At 41.9% G+C, this 25,574-nt stretch carries 28 protein-coding genes and 2 tRNA genes; 16 read left to right on the top strand and 14 right to left on the bottom strand.

The window, feature by feature from the left end:
- Position 1: 1 nt before the first annotated feature.
- The 7 genes from V7P40_RS00695 to V7P40_RS00665 all read right to left on the bottom strand — a co-directional run bounded on the left by V7P40_RS00695 (position 2) and on the right by V7P40_RS00665 (position 5,305).
- Positions 2–739, bottom strand: coding sequence for a hypothetical protein (locus V7P40_RS00695; protein ID WP_333784046.1), 738 nt, complete (start codon positions 737–739; stop codon positions 2–4).
- On the bottom strand, positions 736–1,794 hold the full coding sequence (locus V7P40_RS00690; protein ID WP_333784045.1) for an FAD-dependent oxidoreductase: 1,059 nt from the start codon (positions 1,792–1,794) through the stop codon (positions 736–738). Before V7P40_RS00690 ends, V7P40_RS00695 begins: the two co-directional genes overlap by 4 nt.
- 53 nt (positions 1,795–1,847) lie before the next feature.
- Entirely contained in the window at positions 1,848–3,212 is a 1,365-nt protein-coding gene (locus V7P40_RS00685) for a heterodisulfide reductase-related iron-sulfur binding cluster (RefSeq protein ID WP_333784044.1), read from the bottom strand.
- Positions 3,213–3,259: 47 nt separating this feature from the next.
- Positions 3,260–3,988 (bottom strand): 4Fe-4S dicluster domain-containing protein, encoded by a 729-nt coding sequence (locus V7P40_RS00680; RefSeq protein ID WP_333784043.1) that lies wholly within the window; start codon positions 3,986–3,988, stop codon positions 3,260–3,262.
- Positions 3,989–4,098: 110 nt separating this feature from the next.
- Entirely contained in the window at positions 4,099–4,515 is a 417-nt protein-coding gene (locus V7P40_RS00675) for a DsrE family protein (RefSeq protein WP_333784042.1), read from the bottom strand.
- A gap of 10 nt (positions 4,516–4,525) precedes the next feature.
- Positions 4,526–5,056 (bottom strand): DsrE/DsrF/DrsH-like family protein, encoded by a 531-nt coding sequence (locus V7P40_RS00670; protein WP_333784041.1) that lies wholly within the window; start codon positions 5,054–5,056, stop codon positions 4,526–4,528.
- A 12-nt stretch (positions 5,057–5,068) separates the two neighbouring features.
- The gene (locus tag V7P40_RS00665; RefSeq protein WP_333784040.1) at positions 5,069–5,305 is read right to left on the bottom strand and encodes a sulfurtransferase TusA family protein; all 237 of its coding nucleotides are present in this window, start codon (positions 5,303–5,305) and stop codon (positions 5,069–5,071) included.
- A 92-nt stretch (positions 5,306–5,397) separates the two neighbouring features.
- On the opposite strand from V7P40_RS00665, the gene V7P40_RS00660 reads away from it, so the two are divergent.
- Complete coding sequence (locus tag V7P40_RS00660) at positions 5,398–6,345, top strand: SAM-dependent methyltransferase (protein WP_333784039.1); 948 nt, start codon at positions 5,398–5,400, stop codon at positions 6,343–6,345.
- On the opposite strand, the gene mobB is transcribed toward V7P40_RS00660, so the two are convergent.
- Positions 6,311–6,727 (bottom strand): molybdopterin-guanine dinucleotide biosynthesis protein B, encoded by a 417-nt coding sequence (gene mobB, locus V7P40_RS00655; protein WP_333784038.1) that lies wholly within the window; start codon positions 6,725–6,727, stop codon positions 6,311–6,313. The two genes, V7P40_RS00660 and mobB, sit on opposite strands and share 35 nt — an antisense overlap.
- Before the next feature lie 42 nt (positions 6,728–6,769).
- On the opposite strand from mobB, the gene secF reads away from it, so the two are divergent.
- From secF to V7P40_RS00625, 6 genes are all read left to right on the top strand, one after another.
- A complete protein-coding gene (secF, locus tag V7P40_RS00650) occupies positions 6,770–7,612 on the top strand; it encodes a protein translocase subunit SecF (RefSeq protein ID WP_333784037.1) in 843 nt (280 codons plus the stop codon).
- On the top strand, positions 7,612–8,796 hold the full coding sequence (gene folP, locus V7P40_RS00645) for a dihydropteroate synthase (protein ID WP_333784036.1): 1,185 nt from the start codon (positions 7,612–7,614) through the stop codon (positions 8,794–8,796). The genes secF and folP overlap by 1 nt, the downstream gene beginning before the upstream one ends.
- Complete coding sequence (gene cdaA, locus V7P40_RS00640) at positions 8,783–9,535, top strand: diadenylate cyclase CdaA (protein WP_333784035.1); 753 nt, start codon at positions 8,783–8,785, stop codon at positions 9,533–9,535. The genes folP and cdaA overlap by 14 nt, the downstream gene beginning before the upstream one ends.
- A gap of 10 nt (positions 9,536–9,545) precedes the next feature.
- Positions 9,546–10,682 (top strand): RNA polymerase subunit sigma-54, encoded by a 1,137-nt coding sequence (locus V7P40_RS00635; protein WP_333784034.1) that lies wholly within the window; start codon positions 9,546–9,548, stop codon positions 10,680–10,682.
- Entirely contained in the window at positions 10,649–11,731 is a 1,083-nt protein-coding gene (locus tag V7P40_RS00630) for a Xaa-Pro peptidase family protein (protein WP_333784033.1), read from the top strand. The genes V7P40_RS00635 and V7P40_RS00630 overlap by 34 nt, the downstream gene beginning before the upstream one ends.
- Positions 11,732–11,743: 12 nt before the next feature.
- Positions 11,744–11,817: transfer RNA gene (locus V7P40_RS00625), tRNA-Met, on the top strand.
- A gap of 2 nt (positions 11,818–11,819) precedes the next feature.
- Here the strand turns inward: V7P40_RS00625 and V7P40_RS00620 are convergent.
- The 3 genes from V7P40_RS00620 to V7P40_RS00610 are packed head-to-tail and all read right to left on the bottom strand — an operon-like array spanning position 11,820 to position 13,774.
- Positions 11,820–12,692 carry an AEC family transporter gene (locus tag V7P40_RS00620; protein WP_333784032.1) on the bottom strand — a complete coding sequence of 291 codons (873 nt, stop codon included), beginning with the start codon at positions 12,690–12,692 and terminating at the stop codon, positions 11,820–11,822.
- On the bottom strand, positions 12,685–13,623 hold the full coding sequence (locus V7P40_RS00615; RefSeq protein ID WP_333784031.1) for a DNA double-strand break repair nuclease NurA: 939 nt from the start codon (positions 13,621–13,623) through the stop codon (positions 12,685–12,687). Before V7P40_RS00615 ends, V7P40_RS00620 begins: the two co-directional genes overlap by 8 nt.
- Positions 13,613–13,774, bottom strand: coding sequence for a hypothetical protein (locus V7P40_RS00610; protein ID WP_333784030.1), 162 nt, complete (start codon positions 13,772–13,774; stop codon positions 13,613–13,615). Before V7P40_RS00610 ends, V7P40_RS00615 begins: the two co-directional genes overlap by 11 nt.
- 167 nt (positions 13,775–13,941) lie before the next feature.
- Here V7P40_RS00610 and V7P40_RS00605 point away from each other — a divergent pair, with 167 nt between their 5' ends.
- The 7 genes from V7P40_RS00605 to V7P40_RS00575 are packed head-to-tail and all read left to right on the top strand — an operon-like array spanning position 13,942 to position 23,119.
- Complete coding sequence (locus V7P40_RS00605; RefSeq protein ID WP_333784029.1) at positions 13,942–16,242, top strand: ribonucleoside-diphosphate reductase subunit alpha; 2,301 nt, start codon at positions 13,942–13,944, stop codon at positions 16,240–16,242.
- Positions 16,239–16,868 (top strand): HAD-IIIA family hydrolase, encoded by a 630-nt coding sequence (locus V7P40_RS00600; protein WP_333784028.1) that lies wholly within the window; start codon positions 16,239–16,241, stop codon positions 16,866–16,868. The genes V7P40_RS00605 and V7P40_RS00600 overlap by 4 nt, the downstream gene beginning before the upstream one ends.
- A 28-nt stretch (positions 16,869–16,896) precedes the next feature.
- Positions 16,897–17,952 carry an efflux RND transporter periplasmic adaptor subunit gene (locus V7P40_RS00595; protein ID WP_333784027.1) on the top strand — a complete coding sequence of 352 codons (1,056 nt, stop codon included), beginning with the start codon at positions 16,897–16,899 and terminating at the stop codon, positions 17,950–17,952.
- The gene (locus V7P40_RS00590; protein ID WP_333784026.1) at positions 17,949–19,181 is read left to right on the top strand and encodes a TolC family protein; all 1,233 of its coding nucleotides are present in this window, start codon (positions 17,949–17,951) and stop codon (positions 19,179–19,181) included. The genes V7P40_RS00595 and V7P40_RS00590 overlap by 4 nt, the downstream gene beginning before the upstream one ends.
- Positions 19,182–19,195: 14 nt before the next feature.
- Positions 19,196–20,458 carry a TolC family protein gene (locus V7P40_RS00585; RefSeq protein ID WP_333784025.1) on the top strand — a complete coding sequence of 421 codons (1,263 nt, stop codon included), beginning with the start codon at positions 19,196–19,198 and terminating at the stop codon, positions 20,456–20,458.
- 13 nt (positions 20,459–20,471) lie between these two features.
- Complete coding sequence (locus V7P40_RS00580) at positions 20,472–21,575, top strand: HlyD family secretion protein (RefSeq protein WP_333784024.1); 1,104 nt, start codon at positions 20,472–20,474, stop codon at positions 21,573–21,575.
- A complete protein-coding gene (locus V7P40_RS00575; protein WP_333784023.1) occupies positions 21,575–23,119 on the top strand; it encodes a DHA2 family efflux MFS transporter permease subunit in 1,545 nt (514 codons plus the stop codon). Before V7P40_RS00580 ends, V7P40_RS00575 begins: the two co-directional genes overlap by 1 nt.
- Here the strand turns inward: V7P40_RS00575 and V7P40_RS00570 are convergent.
- Both V7P40_RS00570 and V7P40_RS00565 read right to left on the bottom strand, forming a co-directional pair.
- A complete protein-coding gene (locus tag V7P40_RS00570; RefSeq protein ID WP_333784022.1) occupies positions 23,074–23,967 on the bottom strand; it encodes a radical SAM protein in 894 nt (297 codons plus the stop codon). The genes V7P40_RS00575 and V7P40_RS00570 overlap by 46 nt on opposite strands.
- A 20-nt stretch (positions 23,968–23,987) precedes the next feature.
- A tRNA-Gly gene (locus V7P40_RS00565) sits at positions 23,988–24,059 on the bottom strand.
- A gap of 72 nt (positions 24,060–24,131) precedes the next feature.
- Between V7P40_RS00565 and V7P40_RS00560 the strand changes: the two genes are divergently transcribed.
- Both V7P40_RS00560 and V7P40_RS00555 read left to right on the top strand, forming a co-directional pair.
- Positions 24,132–24,404 (top strand): HU family DNA-binding protein, encoded by a 273-nt coding sequence (locus V7P40_RS00560; RefSeq protein ID WP_333784021.1) that lies wholly within the window; start codon positions 24,132–24,134, stop codon positions 24,402–24,404.
- A gap of 34 nt (positions 24,405–24,438) precedes the next feature.
- The gene (locus V7P40_RS00555; RefSeq protein WP_333784020.1) at positions 24,439–25,161 is read left to right on the top strand and encodes a 16S rRNA (uracil(1498)-N(3))-methyltransferase; all 723 of its coding nucleotides are present in this window, start codon (positions 24,439–24,441) and stop codon (positions 25,159–25,161) included.
- Between the two features lie 107 nt (positions 25,162–25,268).
- Here V7P40_RS00555 and V7P40_RS00550 read toward each other — a convergent pair.
- The coding region (locus tag V7P40_RS00550; protein WP_333784019.1) for a GGDEF domain-containing protein at positions 25,269–25,574 on the bottom strand (306 nt) is incomplete at its 5' end.

Raw genomic sequence — 25,574 nt, 5'->3', positions numbered from 1 at the left:
TTTAAACCTCCAACTGAATTTCTTCGGGCCTTTGGACCCCTAAAAGCCTCCTTGCCATGACGCCAGCGGGAGGGAAGAATCCCTTGGCGCTGTGCATTGTAGATAAAGTCATGTAATCCACATAGGTAGCGTATATCATGGCAAGGAAGATGTCTACAAAAAGATAACCCCTGACCTTTATACCAAAATCCAAGAGTTTTTCTTGAATCTGCTTGTAAATTTGCTCAAACTCCTCGTAAGTCTCTCCGTACATGTGTCTTTTGGGTGGTTCCTCTTTTAAGAACACAACTGCACCACTCTCGCTTTCTGGATCCCATATCCAACTGGTCCAAAGAACGTAATCTTCCGGGAAGGTAAAGTGCAAAAGCTCGGACGCTAAGTCCCTTGCAGCGGTCCTATCCACACCCTTTATGGAATTTACAAAGTTTTCTACCCTTTCTTCCCAGCTGTTTGCCTTTCCGTAAAGCAGGTCGCTTATTGCCCTCTTTAGGTTCTCCACGCCCGTTTCTTCTATCAACCTCTGCCTTTTCCTCCTTACAGAAAAGACTTTTTCTAAGAGCTTGTCTAAGTCTTCTCTGGTTAAGGAAGCAAGCCTTTCTTTGCTGAGGGTCTTTTGAAAAAGTAGGGATTTGGCGAGGAGGTCCTTGTAAAACTCTTGGGCGAACTCCTCACCTTCTCCCAAAATCTTTATAAGATAGTCCCTTACCAAAAAGTCGTCTAAGGTGGTCACTTTTCTCATACAGTCACCTTTGCGTTAAGAAATGCAGCAGCCTCTGCTCCTGCAGCTTCACCTTCTGAGAGAGAAGACTCTATATCTATGGGACCTTTACAGGCTCCCGCTATGAATATACCAGGCTTGTTGGAGATGATGTTGGAGCCTGACTCTTCGGAAGGAATTAAGAACTTGCTGTCTGGGTCCTGGGCAAGTCCAAGGATCTTAGCCACCTTCTTTGTGCCGGCAGAGGGTTCCATTCCAAGCACCAAAACCACGAGGTCCATAGGAATCTCAGAGGGCCTTTGAACTATTGTGTCCTCATGCTTTACCCTTAACCTTCCGTCCGCAGGGCTGTAGGTGATCTCTGCAATCCTACCTCTGACGTATCTAACACCATACTGCTCCTGAGGTGCCCAGTAGAAAGGATACTCCCACGTGCCGTATGTTCTCACGTCCATATAGTAGCAGAACACGTCCACGTCTGGGTAGTGCTGTCTTATCTCCATTGCCTGAAGTCCAGACAGAGCGCAACCGTATCTACAGCAGTGCACGTTTGTTACCCCAAGCTGTCTGTCCCTGGAACCTACGCAGAATACGAAGGCTACCCTCTTTGGAAGCTGACCGTTGGAAGGCCTGTAAAGCCTTCCCTCTTTGGAGAACATCTGCTCTAGCTCTAAATTTGTGATCACATCGGGATAAAGTCCGTATCCCAGTTCTCCCTTTCTTCTGGGGTCAAAGTGTTCAAAACCGGTTGCAACCACTATGGCACCTACCTCGTGAGTTTCACCGTTGGAAAGCTTTACCCTGTAATTTCCAGGTTCTCCTTCACAGGCTTCCAATTCAGTCCTTAACTTCACTTGCACGTTGGGATTGCTTTCCACTTCCTTTACATAAGGACCCAGCACTTGCTCCGGCTTTAGCTTTCTGGGTATTAAAGTGTGATAATGGTTCAGCACAGGGTTACCACCCAGCCTGTCCTCCTTTTCCAGGAGGATGGTTTGGATGCCAAGCCTTCCGAGAATCCTCGCTGCACCCAAACCTGCGGGACCGCCACCGATCACCAGCACTCCTTTGGCCATGATAAAACCTCCAAAAGTTGTTTATAAAATGGGGGCAAAGCCCCCGAAAAAGCTTAAGACTTAAACAGCGGTATGTTGGCAGTGGCAGAAGCTTTTGGTTTTCCGGTGGAAGTTCTGCTGTAGGGCTCGTAAAGGTCATACTCCTTAAAGAATTCCATAAGCTCGTCGTATTTGCCAGCCTTTTCCAGCTCGCTTATGTACTTGACCGTGTCTTCCCACTCCTTCTTTAGCTCTCTCCAGTTGGTTATGCCCATCTTTTCGAGGAGTGGCTCATAGTGAGAGCAGTTCCAGTAAAGTTGGACCACTTTAAACGGATGTGCTCCACAAGCCAACGCTGCAAACATAACGTCAGACATAACCGCTACCGGGTGATACATACCATGAGCCTTTCCTATCCATTGGTTCTTTTCAAAGGTAGTGGTGCATCCTGTATCGTGTGTTACTATCAGGTCTGCCTTAACCTCCTCTGCGATTACTTTGAGTTTTCTTTGAATTGCCATAGACCTGGTAAACTCCCTTTCCGTTAGAATGTGCCTAAAACCAAAACCACAGCAGTCATACCAGGTAGAGTAGTCTACCACTTGTGCTCCTAAGGCTTTTACCACAGCGGCAGATGCGGCAGGTCTTTGACCGTTATAAACCTCTGGATCGTAAGGATAGTCATCTGCGATCATTTTGTAGGTATGGCATGCGTTGTGTATGGCAACCCTCACGTTGGAAACATCTATTCCCTTTGCCTTTCCTTCCTTCTCGTATAGTTCTTTTATGTGGTAGCGCATTGCATGGACCCACTCGGAGTAATGAACTACTTCCTGAGGAATGACTATTCTTCCATCTTCTGTGAGCCTTCCTAGTTTCTTTAGAATTGGCTTTACCGCATCTCTGAGCTCTTTGTTCATTATTAGTTGTTCTCTGGTTTCTTTGTAAGAACCAAAGGAAGTTCCACAGTGAATAAGTGGATAGTATCCTGTCTTCCAGGCTTGGTGCATGTTTCTGAGCCAAACAGCTGCGAGGGCTACTGGGTTAGAAGTGCCAGAGCCGTGATAGTTCCAAGCGGTGCAAGAGGTTTGGTGTGGTTCGTTTAGATAGTCAAGCCCAAACTTGTTCATAAACCAGAAAACTGACGCTGGGTATCCGGGAATGTTTCCACATTGCCCGCAGGACTTGTGGTGCCAAAGCTTGTTAGTGGGTATGGTCTTGATCCTTCCAGTTCTTGTGAATACCTGTATAGGCTTGTGTTCTTCTGTGATCCTGTGTATGAGGATCTCGCCCTTTGCTTCTAGCTCCTCCATCATCTCAAAGATGTGATCGTAATGGGCGTCGTACTCTTTTACAGGAAAAGGCGGCTCTTCGGGGTATCTGAGAATACCCCCGTGGCTAACGTAACCCCATTTAGACTCTAACTTAGCATGTGCCATGATGATCACCTCCTTAAGTTTTTCGGGCTTCAAACCCTTTTGTAAGCTTATTCTTCTTCTTCATAGAGCTCCTCGTACCTCTCTTCGTTCTCCTCTACTATGTCCATGATTACGTTGTACAGATTTGGGTCAAGCTTTTCAAGCATTTCAAAAATACCAGTTTCTCTCCAGATGGTGTACATTTCTATGGCAGTCTCCAGGGAAACTTCCCATGCGGTTTTGACGGATTTACCCACATCAAAGGGTATAGCAAGCCTTTTGGCTCTTAGGTTTTCCATGTTGTCTGCCATCTTTGGACCCCAGTCTGGGAAGAAGTCAGGCTGGAGCATGTCCGCAGAAAGCTGGTTTCCCGTAGTCATAACCTTCAGAAGAACCCTTCCGTAAGGTTTCAGAAGATCCTTTGTAGCCTCAAAGGCGTTACGCACAGCAACCTCTCTCATTATAGCAACTAACCCACCTGGATTATTCACAAAGGGACACCTAATCCAACAGGTAAAACACTGAGAGCAGGCCCATATGTATTCGTGCATCATATCGTATAGCACTTCCACATCCTCTTCCAAAAACCTTTGAACTATTTCCCTTGGAGAATAATCAAAGAACCTATTGGAGGGACAGGATGCAGTGCATACGCCACAGTTGAGACAGCCAAAGATGTATTCCTTAAACCTAAAGTCCGATTTTACCTCTTCTACAATCCTAACCTTCTCCTCCCAAGGAACCATCTTGGTTTTTTCGGAGATGGGCAGGTTGTATCCATAGTTGTGTCCGTCCATAGCTCTACCTCCTATGCTTCATAAATATATGATAAGGCTTAGGATAATCAATTAAAATTTGCTTATAAGCATATAAAAATTTGCTTATATCTATCAGAAAAAATGTGAAGTTACAGTGTAATGACCGCATACTCGCCACTCATAAGCTTGTCCAAAAAGGCTGCACCACCTATTATGCCGTCGCAAAGTTCAGGATTTACATCCTCTTTCTTATAGACATCCGTTAGGTCCAAAGAAGGCACGCAAAGGTAAATCTTCACACCTGCTTCCTTAGCCATCTTTATAAAGTCATAAACTGTCTGCTCCACACCGGGTCTGACTTTGACCTTTTTGGCGTTGTCCCTCATAAGCAAAAACCCAGCCTCTGAGGTTATGACCATCTCCACTTCGTAGTCCATGGTAGTGGCGGCGGTTGCCAAGAAGAAGGGAGCCCCCGCTTTTGGGTTAATAAGCTCACCGGTGGTTGGTTCTGCCCTCTCAAAGAAAGGCACAGTAAGGATGTAAAAAAGCACCTTTTCGTAAGCCATCTTAACCTCCTTACACAAAGATGATCATAGGTTTTTCAGAGTCTAAAACGTAGTTAAAAAAGGCTGCCGCACCAGCAGGTGGTTCAAGACCATCTATAAGGTCTTCGTATTTGTAGCCAAAAAGCTCCATGGTCATCTGACAAGGTATTAGCTTTACATCCGCTTCTTTGCAAGCTTCCAAAAGCTCTGGAATACTGGCTACACCGTGCTCTTTTATGGTCTTTTTCATCATGTAAGTCATAAGGTCCGTCATACCTGGTATTATGCCCATTATCTGTGGAGGACCTGGAAATATGGAGGATATGGCGTTGGTAATTGGGTTTTGCATGGAAGGTGGAAAGGCCATAGGCATGGCTGGATTGCCTATTGGAGCGATCTTGAGCTGGTTCATCTTTTGTTTGTGGATGATGTTCAGCCCGTAGAAAGTGAAAAATATGGCGGTTTCCACACCGAGAGAGGCAGCTGTGGAAGCCAGTATTAATGGCGGATAAGCCATGTCGAGCGTTCCCTTTGTGGCTATTATGGCCAGTTTTTCTGACATAACTATCCCTCCCTATTTCTTTCTTACGTAGAAGATTATCTTACCACCCTCCTCCACCACTTCCAGTAGCTGATGTCCAGTCCTATTGCAGAAAGCAGGTATGTCCGCCTTAGCTCCCGGATCTGTGGTTATTATTTCCAGCACTTGACCAGATTGAAGCTCTTCCATAGCCTTTTTTGTCTTTAATACTGGAAGGGGGCAGTTTAAACCGGACGCATCTAAGGTCTTGTCTGGTGTAATTGTTGCCATCTTAATACCTCCTTAAAGTTTTTAACTATTATATTAATCCTGTGGAATTTGTGTTTTATTAGAAGTTTTTTATGCCGTTATAAGTTAAGCTTATGAGAAAGAGCTTCTATCAGTTTATGAAAGAAAAATCCATTAGGTATTATACAGAGTGCGAAGATATAGGACAAGACTTTTTCACCTCTCCCGAGCTTGACAGTATATTCGGGTATGCTATCGGAGAATGGATTCTTAAGCTTATTGGGGACTACAGAAATCCCGCCATACTTGAGCTTGGGGCGGGCAGGGGAACCCTTGCCTACGACATACTGAGTTTTTTAAAGACTAACCATCCAAGTTTTTTTGAAAGGGTGAGGTATTTCATATACGACTTTAGTCCAAAGCTTAGGGAAAGGCAAAGGCAAACTTTAAAGGTTTTTGAGGATAAGGTAGATTGGGTGGATGAACTGCCGTCTTTTTCTGGCTTGGTGTTGTCTAACGAATTCTTTGACTGTTTTCCAGTAAGGTTAATAAAGGATGGTAAAGAACTATACTTGGAGGATGGCAAGGAGGTATGGTTACCTGTAGAGGATGAAAGAGTCAAGGAATACATAAATAGGTTAAATCTAAAGGATTCTAGCGTAGTATACGAGGTCTGTTTGGACTGTGTGGAATTTTTACAGAAGCTTTCAAAGAACTTAAAAGAGGGCTACATACTTACTGTAGATTATGGATATCTTCAACAGCCTTTTGGGGGCACTGTGATGGGATACAAAGGACACAGGATCGTAAAGAACTTGTATTCAGAAGAGGTTTTTGACATAACCGCAAGTGTAAATTTCAGGGCTTTGATGGAGTACGGAAAAGACTTTGGCCTTGATGTGATCTTCTTTAAAAATCAGAGAGACTTTCTTCTTCTTTCTGAAGTTTTCAAAAGGGAACTAAAAAATTTAACTGAAAGACAGGAGCCAGGAAACATAGAGAGACTTTCAAGGATAAAAACAATGCTTATAAGCATGGGAGAGAGGTTTAAGGTTCTTCTTCAGAGAAAATGTAGTGCATAATTTCTTCAAAGCTTTTTTCGTAAGCAGGGAATCCCTCCAGCTCTTGGCTTAGGCTTATCCTTTTAAAACCCTTCTTTGACTTCCAACCTTCCAAAAGCACGAAGTCAAAATCTGGAAAAAGCCTTTTTGCTATATCCTCTATATCCTCTTCTGTCCTTTCATAAACTGTTAGTTTGTTTTGAGACAGAATAGCCACCTTGGGTAGAATGCTAAATAGTCTGTGAGTGTCGCTACCTTCTTTGTCTGTAAGTGCGTGACCCTTAGGGTCATGTTTTACGTATGCTACCTTGTATCCCATTTCCTTTAGTTTTTTGGACACCTTCTCTATTAGCGTAGTCTTCCCGCTGTTGTGATGGCCAACGAAGAAGACAAGATTGGGCATAGCGGTTATTAATGTTAAACTAATTTCTTAATGATAGAGTTCATGAAATACAAAAATTATGCCTATGCGGTTTCCTTAACACTTGTGCTGTTGTCTGTTTTTTTGATCTTTTGGAAAGGCCTAAACTTAGGTTTGGATTTTACTGGGGGAACCCTTGTTGAGGTAAAGTTTGAAAAACAGGTTAGCTTGGGAGAGATAAGGAAGAGATTGGAGGAAGTTGGTATTAAAGCTTTTCAGGTTCAAGATACTACCCAGGGCACAGTTATAATAAGGCTAAGGCTTGATGAGCCGAGGGATAAGGCTATTTCTTCCCTCAAGGGCTTTGGAGAAAACCAAGTGCTTAGAGTAGAAAGCATAGGAGAGATCATAAGTAAAGAGTTAAGAAGCAAAGCTCTGTGGGCCATAATAACAGCCCTTCTTGGGATTCTTGTTTATCTTGCCTATAGGTTTGAACCAATTTGGGGTTTAGGTGCCATTCTTGCTTTAGCCCATGACGTTGTTATCGTAGTAGGAGCCTACTCTCTAACTCAACTTGAGGTTAGTTTGGATGTTATAGCTTCTGTGCTGATAGTTGCCGGGTATTCGGTAACCGATACGGTGGTTGTTTTTGACAGAATTAGGGAAAATCTGAGGATCAGGAAAGGTTTAAAGCTAAAAGAGGTCATTGACCTGTCTATAAATCAAACCCTTTCAAGGACAATAATGACCTCTGTAACCACCTTTGTTGTTTCAGCAGTGCTTTTTGCCATAGGAGGACCTGCACTTTCTAAGGTGATGTTTGCCTTTGTGGTGGGTGTGGTGGTGGGAACGCTATCTTCTATATTTGTAGCAAGTGCTTTTGTGTTGGATATAAAAAGACTGATGGTAAAAGAAGAAGTGACCTGATGCTTTTTATCAAAGAGTTTGACGATAAAGACAATTTTTATAGGTTTTTGAAAGAAAGGGTTGGTGTTTTTTTTAAAGAGGCCGAGCAGAGAAGTTTTGAAGGTATTCATAGGGTTATCTATTTGGAAAAAGACCTGGATCCTTCAAAGGTCTTTGAATGCGCTCGGCAGGCGGGAGTCCATGCCTTTTTTAACGAGAAAAAGTTTGCCCTTTCTGGGACAGAGGCACAGATAAGACAGTTTTGTGGTTGTCTTTCCGCATACTACAAGGATATCTCCTTTCAAATTTTGGAGGCGCTCATAAGATACAGAAAAAAGTCCTTTAAGCTTCAGTATAACTTCAAGATCCTGCCCTTAGGCATAAAGACTGCTATCATGGGTGTGCTAAATGTTACACCGGACTCTTTTTCCGACGGTGGGCTGTATTACGATAAAAACACCGCAGTAAAAAGGGCGGTGCAGATGGTGGAGGAGGGAGCAGACATAATAGATATAGGGGGAGAATCCACAAGGCCCGGATCGGAAAGAATAGATGAAGAGGAAGAGCTAAGAAGAATTTTGCCCGTTTTGAGGGAAGTAAGAAAAGAACTACCAAAGGTTTGGATATCCATAGACACCTACAAAGCAAGCGTAGCCAAAGTGTGCTTAGAAGAAGGGGCGGACATGATAAACGACATAAGCGGTGGAACTTTTGATGAAAGGATGTATGATGTGGTATCTAAATACAACTGTCCTTACGTCATAAACCACATAAAGGGAAGGCCTGAGGATTGGAAGAGAATACCCATAGTCTATGAAGATGTAGTTCATGAGTCTGTTCAGTGGCTTTGGGAAAGGATAGAGAGTTTAAAAGCCAAAGGCTACAAAGGAACCTTTATCATAGACCCAGGCATAGGCTTTGGGAAACTACCAGAGCACAACGTGGAGATAATCAAAAGGTTTAACGAATACAGGATCTTTGGGACACCGCTTATGATAGGGGTCTCAAGGAAGTCCTTCATAGGTTTGGTTTTGGAGGGGCTTTTGAAAAAGAAGACAGAGCCAAAGGAAAGGCTATACGGAAGCTTGGGAGCCCTTGCCCTTGCAGTTGTGAAAGGAGCGCACATAGTAAGAGTGCATGACGTGGCCCAAACCAGAGAATTCCTAGCCCTACTGGATACGGTTAGAACTTATGGAGATTTTTGAATTCCTTTCCTACAAAGACATACTGGACATACTTGGAGTTTCTGCGATCGTTTATGCAGTCCTTTACTTTCTTAGGATAACCAAGGCAATACAAATACTCAAGGGATTGATGCTGATTGCTTTAGTTTGGGTTGTGGCGCTCTTTTTAGACTTGAAAGCAGTTTCCACCATCTTTGAAAAGTTTTGGACTGTTGGATTGTTTTCTTTGGTTGTGATCTTTCAGCCGGAGATTAGAAAAGCTCTCAGCAGGCTTGGACAGGCCACAAAGTTGTCTCCTTCAACTTCCTTGGAAGAAAGAGTAGTTGAAAGAATAGTTCGGGCTTGCTCCTTTATGTCAGAGAGGCAAATAGGGGCTTTGATAGTAATAGAAAGAAGACAGGATCTGGAGCCTATCTTGGAAGGGTGTGTCAGCCTTGATGCTGTCGTCTCTGTGGAACTTCTTATAACACTGTTTGACCCTTTGGCTCCACTGCATGATGGAGCTGTGATCATAAGGGGAAACCGCATAGCTTACGCCTCTTGCGTTCTCCCTCTTTCTAAGTCCAAAGATATACCAAGAAGGTATGGGACAAGACATAGGGCTGGCTTGGGCATCTCTGAAGAATCGGACGCAGTAGCTATAATAGTTTCTGAGGAGACCGGAGAGATTTCGGTGGCTGTTGGGGGTAAACTCCATAGGAACTTAGACCCAGAAGGACTAAAATCATTACTCTTTAAAGAGTTAGGCATTGGTAAATAGATTTTAATATATGCAACTCAAACACGTTCTTAAGACAAAGACTAACTTGGCAGTATTGCTTGGACCTCAGCTAAAGCTTTTAAGCAAGGACATTGGCGCACTTCTTGAAGAGTTAGAGAAGGAAGAGAAAGAAAACAGCTATGTAGTTCACTTCCACAGGAAAGGACTTAGGAGTTTTTTCTATGAAAAACAACCTTTGGCAGAGCCCTCAGCAAAACAGCAACTCTGGGAAAGTATCCTAAACCAGCTCAAGGTAGAGCTGGATGAGTTTGAGTTTGAAATAGCTCGGGCCATTCTTGAAAACCTTGACCACAGAGGCTTCTTTGTAGGTAAAGAAGAGGATATTGCCAAAAGTTTTAACATTCATCCAGAAGTGGTGGAGGACCTTAGGGAGTTTATAATGACGGAGATAGAACCTGTAGGTGTTGCCTCAAGGGATTATAAAGAATTTTTCTTGGTCCAAGTAAAGGAGATGTATCCTGAAAAACCAGAGCTTGTAGAAAGGATCGTTCAATACTTCAGCATTGGAGAAAAAGACGAGGAGATAAACAAGCTGTTAAACAGCCTAAGGCTTACTCCCTTTGATTATGGCGAAGTAATATACAAGGGTGGAAGTTTAGACATCATCATAGAAAGGGACCAAGGCAATTGGCTTATCTTTTTAGCGGATGATTTTGTGGAGTTTTCCGTAGACGAAAGAACGCCAGGCACGGAGGAGGAAAAAGAAAAGAGGAGTATAGCCCTTAGGATAAAGGGCATCCTTCAGATGAGAAAGAAGGTCCTTTTCAGGTCTGCCAAGCTTTTGGTTGAAAGACAAGAGGAGTTTTTGCTCGGAAAGGGACCTTTGAAGGCTCTGAGCCTTGGAGAGCTAGCTCAGGAGCTAAACGTAAGCATTTCAACGGTTAGCAGAGCTATTTCCAACAAGTATGTTAAAACTCCAGTTGGCATATACCCTTTAAGGTTTTTCTTCCAAAGGAGGACAAAGGACGGCTACAGTAAAGAGCAAATACTGCGCGCCATAAAAGAGGTTTTGGCTGAAAAGGAGAATCTAAGCGATTCTAAGATCTGCGAGCTATTAAAAGAAAGAGGAATAAACATTGCGAGGAGGACGGTATGCAAATACAGAAGGATGTTAGAGAAAGGATAAAAGGGCTCCTTGTGGAGCACAACCTGGATGCTTTTCTCTTTAACTCCCAACCTAACGTGCTCTATCTTTCTGGTTTTAGGTCTTCAAACGCTTATGTGCTTGCGAGCCATGAGAATTTCTACCTATTCACAGACGCAAGGTACTACGAAAGGGCAAAGCAGGAGCTTAAGGAAGGTTGGGAGATCGTGCTCTTAAAGTCAAAGCCGTTAAAAACTGTAAAGCAGGTTATAAAAAGAAATGGGCTAAAAGTGGTGGGCTTTGAGAAAGACAAAGTAAGCTGTTTTTTCAGAGAATCTCTCAAGTCCAAGGGAATAAAGTGGGTAGGCTCTTCTAACTTTATGAGTAAACTCAGAGCGGTCAAAAGGGAAGAGGAAATAAACATAATGAGGGAAGGGGTGAAGAAAGCGGACAAGATATACACAGAGCTTTTGAATTACATAAAACCAGGTATGAGCGAGCTGGAGCTAAGAGCTTTTATAGTAAGCAAAGCTATGAGCTTGGGTGCTTTTGGAGAAAGTTTTCCTGCCATCGTAGCTTTCAAAGAAGGTTCGGCAGTGCCTCATTGGGAAACATCCCAAAGAAGGATAGAAGAAAGAGGACCACTACTGATAGATATGGGCATCCTTTATAAAAACTACTGCACAGACTTTACAAGGACAATCTTTATAGGCAAAGCGGACGGCGAATTTAAGAAGGTGTATCAAATAGTCAAAGACGCCCATTTTTATGCCTTAGAGAAGGTTAAGGTAGGGACGCCAATAGGTGAAGTGGATAAAGCTGCAAGGGATTACATAAAGAGAAAGGGATACGGTAAGTATTTTGTTCACAGCACTGGACACGGTGTTGGCATAGAGATACACGAATTTCCAAGGGTTTATTACAAGGGCAAAGATGCTTCCGTACCTATAGAAGAAGGTATGGTCTTTACCATAGAGCCTGGTATATACCTACCGGGAAAGTTTGGAGTAAGGCTTGAAAATATGGTTGTGGTTGTGAGAGGAGTGGGTGAAGCGCTTTCTGAGGTGTCCCTTGACTTGATTGAGTTATAATATTTAATTAAACGCGGGGTGGAGCAGCCTGGTAGCTCGTCGGGCTCATAACCCGAAGGTCGCGGGTTCAAATCCCGCCCCCGCAATACTAAAACAAGCGTTCTACAACTCTTACTAAGAAAGGCACATACGCAAAGCTAAGAACCATTCCTAAACTAACGGCAGAGAAGGCAAGGTTTGGATTTAGGTTATACCTTATTGCCAATACCGCGGAAAACATCATAGGAGGCATGGCGGATTCCAATACAGAGACCTTCATGGCAATCTCTGGCAAGTTAAAAAGCTTTGCCGCAATAAGTGAAACAAAAAAGGCGATAAAAACTTTTACAAGCACTGCTAAGAGGGAGAGTTTAAGGTTTTTCCTTATTCCAGTTAAGTCAATGCTTAAACCTAAGGCAAAGAGTATTACGGGTAGGGTAGATAGAGCTACAAAATCCAAAGCTTTTACTAAGGTAAAAGGTATGTAAAAACTCTTTGTTAAAAGACCTAAGACCAATCCTAAAAAGGGTGGAAATAGCAAAATCTCTTTCAAGTTAGGCTTCCCGCTGGCAATTATAATGCCCAAGCTGGATACTAACAGGAAGGAGCCGATGTTGTCGTAGATTATGGCAACCTGCAACCCCTCCTGCCCAAAGTAGGTATAAGCGTAAGGATAGCCAAGGAAGGCGGTATTTCCAAAGGAAGACACCAAAAGGAAAGTTCTTGCATCTTTATCGTTTAGTTTTAAGAGCTTTGTGATGGTAAAGGCAAAGAGCATACAAACCAGTATAGAAGTCCAAGCAATGGAAGAAACCTTGAGAATCTCAGTGCTTGTGTGTATATCATACCCAGCCTTGAAGGACAGTATGGGTAGAGAAAAGAAAAGAACATAGTCTATAAGTATCCTTTCGTGCCCTTCTTTGAATACGCCAAAGCGCTTTAAAAGACTTGCGCTAAGTATAGGGATTATTATCTCAAGCATTTAGAAAAAGTTCTTGCAGTTTCCTTCTTGCCATGTTTGGCGAACCAAGGTGTTTTCTTAGCGTATTTTCCAGGACTTTTATGGGCAAAAGGTTCTGAGGAGATCTAAAATCTTGAAAGGGGCTGCTTGCAAATAGGGGAAGTAGTCCCGCAGTCCAATCTGCTATACGCTTGACCTTTTCAAAGTCCTCCTCTTTAAACATCTCTACCCTTACCAAACTACCCATACCTTCGCTGTCACTGAGTTTTACATACCACGTGTATTTTTCCCACTCTTGCTTTTGCTCAATTTTTTCTTGATGATGGACTTTTATAATGGGCGTTCTTTCTCCTTTCTTTAGCTCTTGGAGCAAATAAGCATAATCTTTGCTTATAAAGAGTCTTTTTATAGTCTTTATAACGCCCACACAGTTAGCGCCCTTTATTCTGTATCTCACCGTGCCGTCGCAAACTATTAAGTTTGGCTTTTTCTTAATCCATAAACTTTTTGCTACCTTTGCTTCTTCTTCCCTAAGCAACCCCAGAAGACCCAAAGATAATTCAGTGTCTGTAATAGTTTCTACTTGATAATCTACGTCTTTAAACATATCCCTTTCTACGGGACCGTTTATTGCAAAAATCTTTTTGATTTTTTGCCCACAAAAGGCATTTTCCAAAAGGTTTAAACTATTCGGCTTTAGAAGGATTGCTCCAGCTCCAAGAGTGGCAAAGACACCTTCATAAGAGGTCTTATTTATATCGTCCCACACATAAGCTATGCAGTCTATACGCCTAACTCCATCCACAAAGGCTATGGTAAATTCTCCTTCCGGCAAACAACCTTTATAAGGACGTTCTTCTTCAGCCAAGCCAGCGAACTGTTCAGACTCCTCATACTCAACAGATTCTATGTCTTCTACTTCCCATGTCCTCAGGCTTACCTTATATACCATCTTTCATTTTCTCCTTCAGAAAATCGTGTGCTTCTTCTAGAAGTTTGTCAATGTCCTTAGGTAAAACTTTACCAGAGGTAGATACGCCAACAACCAAGCCTCCTCCCCCCACTACGATTACTGTCTTTTCTTTTATAAAAGCTGGAAACATAGGCATATTTTTAAGTATACTATAAAAGTCACGGAAAAACCTAGACGTATAATGTAAGCTTTGCTACCTCTGTGATTAGCCTCTTTGGAAATATATTCTCAAAGGAATCACAAAATTAAACTTATAAAACACGACTTAGAGAAAAATAAATATTGAGGAGGTCGTCCATGAAAGTTATCAAACGATCTGGCTTAGCTGAAAAACTTGATATATCAAAAATTCGTGTAGTGATAGACTTTGCTTGTAAAAATTTAAGAGTAGATCCGATAGAGCTTGAGCTTGACGCACAAATTCAGTTTAGAGACGGTATAACAACAAAAGAAATTCAACAGCTTTTAATAAGAACTGCCGCTGAAAAAGTATCGCCAGAAAATCCCGATTGGACTTATGTTGCAGCAAGACTACTCTTGTATGACCTATACAAAGATGTGGGACATTTAAGAAACTACAAAGTAAAAGACAAAATAAACGGAAAATACAAACCATACAATCCAGAAAGCTTTTATGAATTAATAAAAACCTATACAGAAAAAGGTATATATGGTGAGTATCTGCTTAGTAACTACTCAAAAGAAGAAATAGATGAGTTCGCAAAATACATAAAACCAGACAGAGACTTACTTTTCAATTACACAGGTATAAAAGTTCTTTTTGATAGGTATTTGGTTAGAGATGAAGAAGGAAGAGTTATAGAATTGCCTCAAGAAATGTATATGCTTATTGCGATGACGCTTGCTATTCCTGAAAAGAAAGAGGAAAGATTAAAGTATGCGAAACAATTTTACGATTTGATGTCTAAACACGAAATATCTCTTGCAACGCCTACTTTAATGAATGCAAGAAGACCACATACTCAACTTAGCTCTTGCTTTGTTTTAACAGTGGATGACGACCTTTATGATATCTTTGATAACATCCAAAAAGCAAGTCAAATATCAAAGTTTGCTGGTGGTCTTGGTATATATCTTGGCAAAATAAGGGCAACCGGAGCGCCAATAAGAAAATTTAAAGGAGCAAGTTCTGGAGTTATTCCAATAGTGAGAATTCTTAATGATGTAATGGTTTATGTAGACCAACTTGGTATGAGAAAAGGCAGTGCATCTATTACCCTTGATATATGGCACAAAGATGTATTGGACTTTTTGGAAGTAAAAACTAACGTAGGAGATGAGAGAAAGAAAGCCCACGATATACATCCAGCAATTGCCATACCAGACCTATTTATGAAGAGGTTAAAAAACCGTGAAAACTGGACACTTTTTGACCCATACTATTGTAAAAATGTCAAAGATGGCAAAAATCTTGAAGATTTTTACGGAGAAGAGTTTGAAGAGCTTTACTTAAAACTTGAAAAAGAATTGCCCGATTATGCAAAGAAAACTATTCCCGCCTTTGAACTTTGGAAAAGACTTTTGACGGTAGTTTTTGAAACAGGAGAGCCTTACATATTCTTTAGAGATACTGCAAACAAACTAAATCCAAATAAACACTGCGGGATGGTTTATTCTTCAAACCTATGTCACGAAATAGTGCAAAATCAAAGTATTACAAAACATATATCAGAAACACTTTCAGAAGACGGAACTATAATTCACACAAAAAAGTCTGGAGATGTGGTAGTGTGTAATCTTGGTTCTATAAATCTTGGCAAAGTTTGGAAGAAAGAAGATTTAGAAAAGGTGGTGCCAGTTTTAGTGCGAATGCTTGATAATGTGATAGAGATAAACTTTTATGCGATAAAAGAAGCAGAATACACTAATAAACGCTACAGAGCTATAGGGATAGGAGTAAGCAACTATCACTACTGTCTTGTAAAAAACGGTATTGCTTGGGAAAGTGATGAACACTTGAAATTTGCCAATGCACTTTTTGAAAGAATAGCCTACTATGCCATAAAAGGTTCTAATGAGCTTGCAAAAGAAAGAGGTAAATATCCGCTATTTGAAGGTTCAGATTGGAGCAAAGGTATATTCTTTGGAAGAACGCCAGAGGAAAATCAAAAACTTTCGCAGGAAAACGAGAATAACTTAGATTGGATAGGACTGGCAGAAGAAGTTAAAAATTATGGAATTAGAAATGCTTACTTACTTGCACTAATGCCTACAGGTTCTACATCGCTTATTATTGGGGCAACTCCTTCAATTGATCCAATCTTTGCCAAGTTTTACAAAGAAGAAAATATGTCTGGCATACTACCACAAGTGCCACCAGAGATAGACAAATACTTTTGGCACTATAAATCTGCCTACAACATAAATCAAGAGTGGTCTATAAAGGCAGCCGCAGAAAGACAAAAGTGGATAGACCAAGCTCAAAGTCTAAACTTGTTTGTAGATCCAGAAAACATAGATGGTCCAACTCTTTCAAGACTTTATGAGCTTGCTTGGGAACTTGGACTAAAAACGGTTTATTATTGTAGAAGCAAAAGTTTAACTGATATAGAAGAATGTGAAAGCTGTGCAACATGAGATCGATAGAACTTGTTATCTTTGACCTTGATGGTACATTGGTGGATTCTGCACAAGACATAGCTATACACGTTAATAAAGTCTTACTAAAGCTGAGAGGTAAGGGAGTGTCCTTAGAAGAGATAAGAAAAAGCATAGGAAACGGTGCCAGAAGTCTTTTGATGAATTTTTTCAAACCTGAAGAGTTAGAACAGGCTTTGGAACTATTTCTGTCTTACTACAGGACAGAGCCAGTTATATACACTAGGACTTACGAAGGCATAATGGAAACACTTCAAGAACTTAGAGAAAAGGGTATTTTTCTTGCAGTGGCTACCAACAAGCCTCACGATATAACTCTGAGCGTGCTTGAGAAGCTGGGCATGTTGGACCTTTTCCACGAAGTGATAGGAGCAGATGTTCTGCCAGAAAAGAAACCTTCTCCCATGCCGCTTTTGGAGATAGCAAAAAGATTAAAAGTAGAACCTGCAAAAGCCCTTATGGTAGGGGATTCAAAAACTGATATTGAGGCAGGTATAAGAGCCGGTATGAAAACAGCTTATGTAACTTGGGGATACAAACCATCAGAGATTGAACCCGATTATACAATAACCCATCCCTATCAGATTTTAGAGCTTATAGGTTGAGTATTTGGCATGGTATAATCCTTCATACATGTGGGTTCTTTTGTTTAGCATTGTATTCATACTTTCTTGTGCTAAAAACGATAACAAGCAAGAGCCTAGAGGCAACTTCCAAAAACCCACGGTTATAACTACATACACCCTGTCAGATCAAGAGGTATGGTTGCATTACCAAACGAAAGGAGTCCTTGAGGCTTTTAATGATGTGCTTTTAAAACCAGATGTGGCTGGTAGGGTGGTAGAGCTCTACGTTGAAGAAGGAAGCTTTGTCAAAAAAGGACAGCCCCTTTTAAGTATAGACTCCTCTGAATACGAGAATACACTAAGACAACTCCAAGCCCAACTGGCCCAAGCAAGAGTGAGTTATGAAAACCAAAAGGCATTGGTGGAAAGAAGGAAAGCCCTCTTTGAAAGGGATCTTATAGCTAAGGAAGAATACGAAAACGCTTTGACCCAACTAAGAGTTCAAGAAGAGTTAATAAATTCAATAAATGCTCAGATAGCAAACGTAAAACTTCAGCTTTCGAAAACAACCTTGAGGGCGCCTTTCTCCGGATACATAGCCCAAAGGTTTGTAAGCGTAGGTGATTACGTGACTACCCAAACTCAAACTTTTAGACTTGTTACTTTAACCCCTATCAGGGTAGTTTTTCAAATACCTCAGGAGCTTGTTTCTTTTGCAAAACCTGGGACTTTGGTTGATGTAGAAGTGGAAGGTGTTGGTGTTTTCAAAGGTCCTATAATTTTTATCTCTCCAGTGGCGGATTCAAATAGGTTAATTACCCTGAAGGCAAAGCTGGAAAACAGAGAAAACCTCCTAAAGCCAGGAATGTTTGCGGTGGTTAGACTTCCGACAGAAAAAACGTCTGCCTTTGCGGTGCCAGAAAGGGCTTTAGTCTTCAGGGGAACAAAGAGGATAGTTTGGAAAATAGAAAAGGATAACAAGGTTGTTCCCGTGGATGTGCAGGTGCTAAAACAAGAAGGAGGAATAGCATACATAATGGGAGATCTTCAGAGGGGCGATAGGATAGCCCTTGAAAATGCGTCTATACTCAAAGAGGACGTTAAGGTGGAGATAATACAATGAATTTTTTAGTTCTAATTCTCTTCTGCTTTAACCTTTCTCTCGCAATTACTTTAGAAGAAGCTGTAGAGATAGCAAAAAAACAAGCAAATCGAATAAAGCTTTCGGAGATTGAGATGAGGAAAGCTGAGGAGCAAATAAAAAAAGCTAAGGCTGGCATCTTGCCCCAGGTTAGTTTTTCATACACTTATACCTATCTGGGTCAAGACTTAGCCTTAGGTTTAACACCCAACAACAGGCACGTAGCCACTTTTCAGGTAAATCAAACGATCTTTGACAAATCAGTTTTTGAGCTTATAAAGTTAGCTAACATCCAAAAGGAGCTTCAAACCCTTCTTAGAGAAGATGTGGAAAGGATAATAGAATATCAAGTTAAAGACTTGTTTTATGCCTTGCTATACAGAAAACAGCTTATTGGCTTGTATGAAGAAAATCTTGAATACTGGCAGGCCAACTACAAAACTGTAGAGGCTAAGTTTAACGCAGGAGTGGTGCCAAAAGTGGAACTTCTAAGGGCTACTTCCCAACTTCAACAGGCAAAGGCTCAGTTAGAGCAGGTAAGGGGTGAATACCTGCAGGCATTGGAAGAGCTAAAGGCTCTTTTGCAACTGCAGGAAATATCCGATCCAAAGGGCGCCTTAGAGCTAAGGCAATTAGAGCTGAATGAAGAAAAACTTTTCCAATATCTTTTAGAAAACAACTCCACCCTAAGAGCTTTAAGGAAGGCTTTAGAGTTAGCTCAAAAGGACGTGGAACTAAAAAAGGCTCAGTATTACCCCACTCTAAGTGGTTTTGCTTCTTATCAAACCTTCACAGGCAAGAAAGGTGTGGGAGGTAATTCAGAGTGGTTAAATGGGTATTCCTTTGGTATAAGCTTAAACTACAGGTTGTATGATGGATCCTTAAGAAAAGCGGAGGTAGCCTTGGCTGAGCTTGAGCTTCTAAAGCAGAAAGAAGATTACCTGCAGACAGAATACGACCTAAAATCTACCTTAAAGAAAGCTCTCATTTCCATAAATTCCTTGGCATCTCAGATAGAAGCGGTTAAAGCTTCTTTGGAAGCTGCCCGGGAGAGCCTAAGGCTTTCTACGGAAAGGTACAGGTTAGGGATAGCAAGTCAGTTAGAGGTGCTTGAATCCAGAGCAAATTACAACAACTTGCTCGCAAACTATTATCTTCTGCTTTACAGACATAACTCTGCAATGGCTCTCTTGGAAAGGCTAGTAAGATGAGAAAAGGTTAAAAAATGATTAGGCTTTTGTCTTTTTGTCTCATCCTGCTTGCTGCTTCTTGGGGGCAAACCTTAGAATATGTATTACAGAGGGCTATAGAGAAAAACCCAGAGATTGAGGCGCTAAGGCAAGAAATTCTGTCTGCACGAGCTTCTTTGAAATCACAAAGACAATCCTACCTTCCTGAGTTTTTTGTGAATTACAAAATTACTTACAATTCTCAAAAGCAGAGCTTAGACATGCCGGTGTTTGCAGGTTTGTCCTTTGAAAGCTCAAAACAGAGCTACAGCCTATTTCAAGGAGGATTAAGATATTTGCTCTTTGACGGAGGGGCAAGGGCCAGCCTGGTGGAAAGTTCAACTTCAGAACTAAGGATAAAGAACTTTTTGTATGAGGAAAAGCTCAAAGCTCTGGAGCTTGAAGTGATATCCGCCTACCTTGACGTACTGTCTGCAAAAGCTATTGTGGAGGTTATAAAAAAGCAAAAGGAAGCAGTGGAGCTTCAGTTAAGCACTGCAGAGGCCTTTTATCAAAAAGGGTTGGTGGCTATAACTGATCTTCTTCAGACAAAGGTTAGGCTGGCGGAGGTAGAAAGAGATTTAAGAAAGGCCGAAGGAAATTATAACTTAGCTCTGTCTAACCTCTCCCGCCTCTCTGGAATACCGGAAGAAGAACTAAGAGAACTCCAAGAGCCTGAGGTAGATTTAGACATAAAGCCTTTAGAACACTACATGCGGTTTGTAGAAAGGAGAAATATTTTGGAAGCTCAGAGGGAAAGGTTAAAAATCTTCAAAGCTCAGAGAAAACTGGCAAAAAGCGAGTTTTTCCCAAAGATATTTTTGGAAACCTCTTACACTTACACAGATCAGAACCCTGCCCTAAGACCAAAGGGTATTTTTAGCGTCTCCGCTGGCTTGAACCTGAGCTTTCAAGGAATAAAACCTTACTATCAGGAATTATCCGCAAGCTATTTGGAGCTAAAAGCCTACAACGATTACCAGGATCTCCTGCAAAAGGTGAAGTTGGATGTCAAAAGGGCCTACGAGGATCTGCTGATCTCAAAGGACAACTTAAAAGTTTCCGAAGAGGCTTTAACTTTTGCGGAGAAGTTCTTTGAACTTTCAAGGGAACAGTATTTGAACCAGCTCATAAGCCAAAGGGAGCTTTTGGAAGCGGAAGCTAGCCTTACAAAGGCAAGAGTTGATAGGATAATTTCTTATTACCAACTGATTAGATCTTACTACACCCTTATGTTTGTTTCCGGTGCAAGGAAGTAGGATGAAAAAGTACATGGGTTTAACGCTTATCGGTTTGATAACGGCAGCCTTTTTGATATACGCCATAAAGTGGATAAAACACCGAATAGAATACGCTGTTAGTGATGCAGTTTTTGTAAAAGCGCAAGAAATGCCGACCCTTTCCTTCCAGGTAGCTGGTAAGGTGATTGAGGTCTATAAAGACATGGGGGATTGGGTAGAGAAAGGGGAGGTTTTGGCAAGGATAGAACCGGAAGACTACAAGCTTCAGCTGGAAATGATAGAAAGTAAGATAAACTCCCTAAGGGCTCAGAGGGAAGCCCTGCGTATTCAGTTAGACAGAGTTTCAAAGGAAGTGAGGCTAAGCTTAGAAAGTGCTACTTTAACTTCCGAGGAAACATTAAAGAAAGAGGAATACCTTAGGGCTCAGATGGGTGAGTTGGAGGTTCAGATTGAGCTTCTCAGAAAAGACAGGGAAAGGTTAAAGGATTTGCTGGACAAGGGACTTATACCTAAAAGAAAGTACGAGGAGGTAGAAACCAACTATTTGGCACTGCTTGAAAGAAAGAAAGCTCTCCAGAAGAGTGTAGAGGAACTAAGATTGGCCTACGAGAAATCCTTAGTTGGAGTTAGTATGGCCAGGGCTTCCCTTTCTAAGGTAAAAGAGCTAGAAAACCAGCTTAGGGTTTTGGAAGAAGAGATAGCTGCCTTGGAAAAGCAAAAAGAAAGCGCACTGAGGGATCTGGAGAAAACTACGCTTAAAGCCCCCTTTAGTGGATACATAGCCAAGAGATTTATAAACGTAGGCGATGTGATAAGAGCAGGTCAGCCTGCCTTTAGTTTAATAAATACAGATACCCTTTATGTAGAGGTACTTTTGGAGGAAACGAAGCTAAGGGGGATTAAAAAGGGCAACAAAGCCTATGTTAGGTTGGATGCTTATCCTGATGTGGTTCTTGAAGGAAGGGTGCAAGAGATCAGCCCTGTATCTGCCGCCACCTTTGCCTTGGCTCCAAGGGACGTATCCGCAGGAGAATTTACCAAGGTAGTTCAAAGGATACCCATAAAGATAGAGCTAAAGGACAAGAGGCTTCTGAGAGTTGGTATGGGTGGTAGGGTGGAGATAAAGAGGGAGTGATGGAAGGAAAGGCTTTTTATCAGACGCTTAACACCAGTCAGAGAGTTTTTCTAACTATTTCTTTGATGGTCGGAGTTTTTATGGCTATCTTGGATACGACCATCGTGGATATAGTAGTTCCCAAAATGATCGCACCCCTTTCTACAGACCTGTATGGTGTGCAGTGGGTTATAACCGCCTACATGACCGCCGCCGCTACTGCCATAATGCTGGTGGAGTGGTTGGAAACAAAAATAGGATTAAAGAGGGTGTTTATAGCGGGCATTTTTCTATTTACCGTCTCTTCTCTCTTTGCGGGCAACGCACAAAACTTAGAGTGGATGATCGCTGCTAGAATCTTTCAGGGCTTTGGAGAGTCTTTGATAGTTGTAAGCGCAGAGACTATGCTTTTTTCTGCCTATGCTCCGGAAAAGAGAGGTTTGGCTATGGGCATATACGGGCTTGGTGTGAGCTTTGCGCCCGCACTTGGTCCTACCCTTGGTGGCTGGATCGCGGAGCACATAGACTGGAGATGGATCTTCTACATAAACATTCCCATAGGTATACTGAACTTCTTAGGAGCTCTCTTTTTCCTGCCAGAGTATAAACCCTCCCATACATTCCGTCTAAACTTTCTGTCCTTCTTTTTCTTATCCCTGGGCACAGTGTCTTTACTCATCGTCCTTTCTAAAGGCCAGCAGATGGGATGGTTTGCCTCAGAAACGATAGGATACCTTACCTTTCTGTCCGTAGGGAGTTTTTTGCTTTTTGCCTACTCTGAGATCTTCTCAAAGCAAAAACTGTTGGATTACTCCATCTTCAGGATTAAGGAGTTCGTAGTAGCTCTGTGGGTATATTGCTTTGTGCTTGGCTTTTCTATGTATCAGGTTTTTTATCTTCTTCCCTTATACTTTGAAAAACTCAAAGGTTTAACTACCTTTCAGGCAGGCCTTCACATGCTTCCATTAGCCTTGGCTGTTGGCTTTTTCTCCCCTATAGCAGGGTTTATAAGTGACAAAAAGTCAGATACTGCTCCTTTGCTTATAGCAAGCGTGGTCTATATATCTTTTATCTTCATATTTTTGAAGGATTTTAACTACTACACTCCTTCTTGGACCGCAGCATGGCTTTTGACCATACTTGGTCTTGGCATGGGCTTTTTCTTTGCTCCCATCACAAACTTAGCACTGAAAAACCTGGGGACAAAGACCACCCTTGGGGTTAGCCTTATGCACTACATCAGGTTTGTGGGTGGCTCCTTTGGAACCGCTTTGGCTACCAACGATTTACAAAAATACACCGCTGAAAGCTACGAAAGGATGGTAGAGCTTCAAAACCCTGCTACTGCAGAAGGTTTACTATTGCTCATGCAAGAGTGGGCAAACATGCCTTACGAGAAGGCTCTTTATGCTCTTCAATCAATCCAAACACTCTATGCTCTTTCTGATAGTTTTGAAAAAACCTTTCTTAGCTCTGGCCTTTGGGCACTGATCGGAAGTTTTCCTATAATCTACCTTCTTTACTCCAAAACCAAATTCAAGCCTTCCACAAAAGAAAGAGCCTGAAGGTATTCTTTGTATGTTATCCTCCTGCTCAGCTCCGGATAGTCCCACGCTTTGTAAGAAGGATAATACTGGTCCATCACATTTACAGCCATCCTTTGGGACAAGGACCTTAGAAACTCCGCCACCTTTTCCGTGCCCGCAAGTCCGTTGGGAAGGACCAGATGTCTGATGATAACTCCCCTAACTGCCAATCCATTGCTGTCCAAAACTAAGTCTCCCACTTGCCTGTGCATTTCCTTTATAGCTTCTGTTGCCACTTCCCAGTAGTTTTTAACCTTTGAATACTTTTTACCAATTTGACTGTTTGCATACTTTAAGTCCGCAAGGTAGATATCCACTATGCCATCCATAAGTTTTAAAGACTCTAAGCTGTCAAAAGAAGAGGTGTTATAGACTATTGGGAGTCTAAAACCTTTCTTAACCGCAATATAAAGAGCTTCAAGTATTTGTGGAACCGCGTGGGATGGTGTGACCAAGTTCAAGTTGTGACACCCCATCCTCTGAAGGTCCAAAAACATCTGGGCAAGTTCCTCAGGTTTTACCTCTTTACCTTCTCCCAACTGGCTTATTTGGTAGTTTTGACAATAAACACATTTCATGTTGCAGTAAGAAAAGAAAACAGTGCCTGAGCCTCTGTAGCCTCTTATAGGTTTTTCCTCTCCCCTGTGTGGAAAGTAAGAATCAACTATTGCATACCTTCCGGTGTGGCAAAAACCCTTCTCGTCTTTAAGCCTGTTTATCTTACATTCATGAGGACAAACTCTGCAGCTCTCAAGGAAAGAAAGAGCGCGATCTATCCTATCCTTCCATTCACTCTCTGTTAAGTTGAGATAAGATGGATAGAGCATAGATATTAAGTTATTCCCAAAGCGGGCGACGGGAATCGAACCCGCGACCTTCTGCTTGGGAAGCAGACGCTCTACCACTGAGCCACGCCCGCTTAATACTTGCTCTTTTCAACACTATTTTGTATATTATATAAGATAATCAAAACTTTAAAGGAGGGACAGTCATGACAAAGGCAGAACTTGTTTCTGCGATAGCCAAAGGTGCAGGCATTACCAAAAAGCAAGCAGATGCGGCCCTAAAAGCTGCAGTTTCTGCGGTTGCTAGTGCCCTTAAAAAAGGTGAAAGGGTGGCCATACCCGGCTTTGGTATTTTTGGTGTGCGTCAGAGGGCATCCAGAAAGGGTAGGAACCCCAGGACTGGTGCGGTAATTGAAATTCCTGCCAGGAAAGTAGTCGTCTTTAAACCTGCCAAGGATCTGAGAGAAGGGGTAAAGTAAAACCTTTTTGGGGAGGCTAAGCCTCCCATCAACTTTGGATAGATTCCTCGGAAGTAAAAAACTTTACAATACCATAGTTATTGAAGAAGAGGAGTTAAATCATATCTACGCAAAAAGGGTAAAATCAGGACAAAAGGTAGAAGTTTTTATAGAAGGGAGGCTCTACCTTTGTATCCTTGAAAAGCTCACCAAAAGTTACGCTTCCTGTTTGATAGAAAAAGAGCTTGACCTTTCTTTTCCTTTACCCATGATAGACCTATATCAGTGCGTGCCAGTGGAATTAAAAAACATGGACCTAATAGTGGAAAAGGTCAGCGAAGTGGGAGCCTTCAAATTGGTACCAGTCATCTCAAGCAGAAGCTTCCAGGATATAAAGGTGATAAAAAAGAAGATTGAGCGGTGGGAGAGGATAGCCCTGGCTTCTTTCAAGCAATGCAAGAGACCTAAACCCTTACAGATAGGTGAGCCTATAAATCTGAAGGACATAAAAGCACAAGCAGATCTAAATCTATTTTTAGACAGCTTTGAAAAAGAAAGAGGAATAAAGGACATAAAGCTGGATGGAGTAAAAACCATCCAACTGTTGGTAGGTCCAGAAGGAGGATTAACAGTTAAAGAATCAGAGTTTTTAAAAAGCTTAGGCTTTCTTCCCCTAAGGCTATATCCCTATGTCCTTAAGTCCGAGACTGCGTCCATACTAGGAGTGGGAATGCTTATGAACCTCAGTAGCTATTCATCTGCCACATATCAAGTCTAAACCTAACTACCCTGTTTCTACCTTCTTCCTTTGCCTTGTATAGGGCTATATCTGCAAACTTTATGCATTAGGATACTCAGAAACGCCGATGGAAACTGTCTTCTTCGCTAAGGCTGTGTCGACGCTTTTATTGTTTTTGCCACTTCTTTTAATACCTCGTCCCCCACATCGTGTCCGTAAGAGTCGTTCACCTGTTTAAAGAAGTCTATATCTATGGCAAGTATGCCAAGGATGGAACCCCTTCTCTTTATCTGAGCTGTAAGGTTGTTTGCAATTTCACTCAAGAACCTTCTGTTGTAAAACCCATTTCCCACCTGACCACCCACATACACAGGTATGCAATAGTATCTCAGTTTGTTCGTAGAACAGGCCTCGTTGTCTATGAAGTTTGGACAAATGCAAGGAAAGTCCCT

It is taken from the genome of Thermocrinis sp., assembly GCF_036781485.1.
Taxonomy (GTDB): domain Bacteria; phylum Aquificota; class Aquificia; order Aquificales; family Aquificaceae; genus Thermocrinis.
This window is presented reverse-complemented; position numbering and strand designations above follow the sequence as displayed.

What these genes read in the sequence shown, in the direction of transcription:
- V7P40_RS00695 (WP_333784046.1), bottom strand. Translation starts at nt 739, where the DNA reads ATGAGAAAAGTGACCACCTTAGACGACTTTTTGGTAAGGGACTATCTT.
- V7P40_RS00690 (WP_333784045.1), bottom strand. Translation starts at nt 1,794, where the DNA reads ATGGCCAAAGGAGTGCTGGTGATCGGTGGCGGTCCCGCAGGTTTGGGT.
- V7P40_RS00685 (WP_333784044.1), bottom strand. Translation starts at nt 3,212, where the DNA reads ATGGCACATGCTAAGTTAGAGTCTAAATGGGGTTACGTTAGCCACGGG.
- V7P40_RS00680 (WP_333784043.1), bottom strand. Translation starts at nt 3,988, where the DNA reads ATGGACGGACACAACTATGGATACAACCTGCCCATCTCCGAAAAAACC.
- V7P40_RS00675 (WP_333784042.1), bottom strand. Translation starts at nt 4,515, where the DNA reads ATGGCTTACGAAAAGGTGCTTTTTTACATCCTTACTGTGCCTTTCTTT.
- V7P40_RS00670 (WP_333784041.1), bottom strand. Translation starts at nt 5,056, where the DNA reads ATGTCAGAAAAACTGGCCATAATAGCCACAAAGGGAACGCTCGACATG.
- V7P40_RS00665 (WP_333784040.1), bottom strand. Translation starts at nt 5,305, where the DNA reads ATGGCAACAATTACACCAGACAAGACCTTAGATGCGTCCGGTTTAAAC.
- V7P40_RS00660 (WP_333784039.1), top strand. Translation starts at nt 5,398, where the DNA reads ATGAGAAAGAGCTTCTATCAGTTTATGAAAGAAAAATCCATTAGGTAT.
- mobB (WP_333784038.1), bottom strand. Translation starts at nt 6,727, where the DNA reads ATGCCCAATCTTGTCTTCTTCGTTGGCCATCACAACAGCGGGAAGACT.
- secF (WP_333784037.1), top strand. Translation starts at nt 6,770, where the DNA reads ATGAAATACAAAAATTATGCCTATGCGGTTTCCTTAACACTTGTGCTG.
- folP (WP_333784036.1), top strand. Translation starts at nt 7,612, where the DNA reads ATGCTTTTTATCAAAGAGTTTGACGATAAAGACAATTTTTATAGGTTT.
- cdaA (WP_333784035.1), top strand. Translation starts at nt 8,783, where the DNA reads ATGGAGATTTTTGAATTCCTTTCCTACAAAGACATACTGGACATACTT.
- V7P40_RS00635 (WP_333784034.1), top strand. Translation starts at nt 9,546, where the DNA reads ATGCAACTCAAACACGTTCTTAAGACAAAGACTAACTTGGCAGTATTG.
- V7P40_RS00630 (WP_333784033.1), top strand. Translation starts at nt 10,649, where the DNA reads ATGCAAATACAGAAGGATGTTAGAGAAAGGATAAAAGGGCTCCTTGTG.
- V7P40_RS00620 (WP_333784032.1), bottom strand. Translation starts at nt 12,692, where the DNA reads ATGCTTGAGATAATAATCCCTATACTTAGCGCAAGTCTTTTAAAGCGC.
- V7P40_RS00615 (WP_333784031.1), bottom strand. Translation starts at nt 13,623, where the DNA reads ATGGTATATAAGGTAAGCCTGAGGACATGGGAAGTAGAAGACATAGAA.
- V7P40_RS00610 (WP_333784030.1), bottom strand. Translation starts at nt 13,774, where the DNA reads ATGTTTCCAGCTTTTATAAAAGAAAAGACAGTAATCGTAGTGGGGGGA.
- V7P40_RS00605 (WP_333784029.1), top strand. Translation starts at nt 13,942, where the DNA reads ATGAAAGTTATCAAACGATCTGGCTTAGCTGAAAAACTTGATATATCA.
- V7P40_RS00600 (WP_333784028.1), top strand. Translation starts at nt 16,239, where the DNA reads ATGAGATCGATAGAACTTGTTATCTTTGACCTTGATGGTACATTGGTG.
- V7P40_RS00595 (WP_333784027.1), top strand. Translation starts at nt 16,897, where the DNA reads ATGTGGGTTCTTTTGTTTAGCATTGTATTCATACTTTCTTGTGCTAAA.
- V7P40_RS00590 (WP_333784026.1), top strand. Translation starts at nt 17,949, where the DNA reads ATGAATTTTTTAGTTCTAATTCTCTTCTGCTTTAACCTTTCTCTCGCA.
- V7P40_RS00585 (WP_333784025.1), top strand. Translation starts at nt 19,196, where the DNA reads ATGATTAGGCTTTTGTCTTTTTGTCTCATCCTGCTTGCTGCTTCTTGG.
- V7P40_RS00580 (WP_333784024.1), top strand. Translation starts at nt 20,472, where the DNA reads ATGGGTTTAACGCTTATCGGTTTGATAACGGCAGCCTTTTTGATATAC.
- V7P40_RS00575 (WP_333784023.1), top strand. Translation starts at nt 21,575, where the DNA reads ATGGAAGGAAAGGCTTTTTATCAGACGCTTAACACCAGTCAGAGAGTT.
- V7P40_RS00570 (WP_333784022.1), bottom strand. Translation starts at nt 23,967, where the DNA reads ATGCTCTATCCATCTTATCTCAACTTAACAGAGAGTGAATGGAAGGAT.
- V7P40_RS00560 (WP_333784021.1), top strand. Translation starts at nt 24,132, where the DNA reads ATGACAAAGGCAGAACTTGTTTCTGCGATAGCCAAAGGTGCAGGCATT.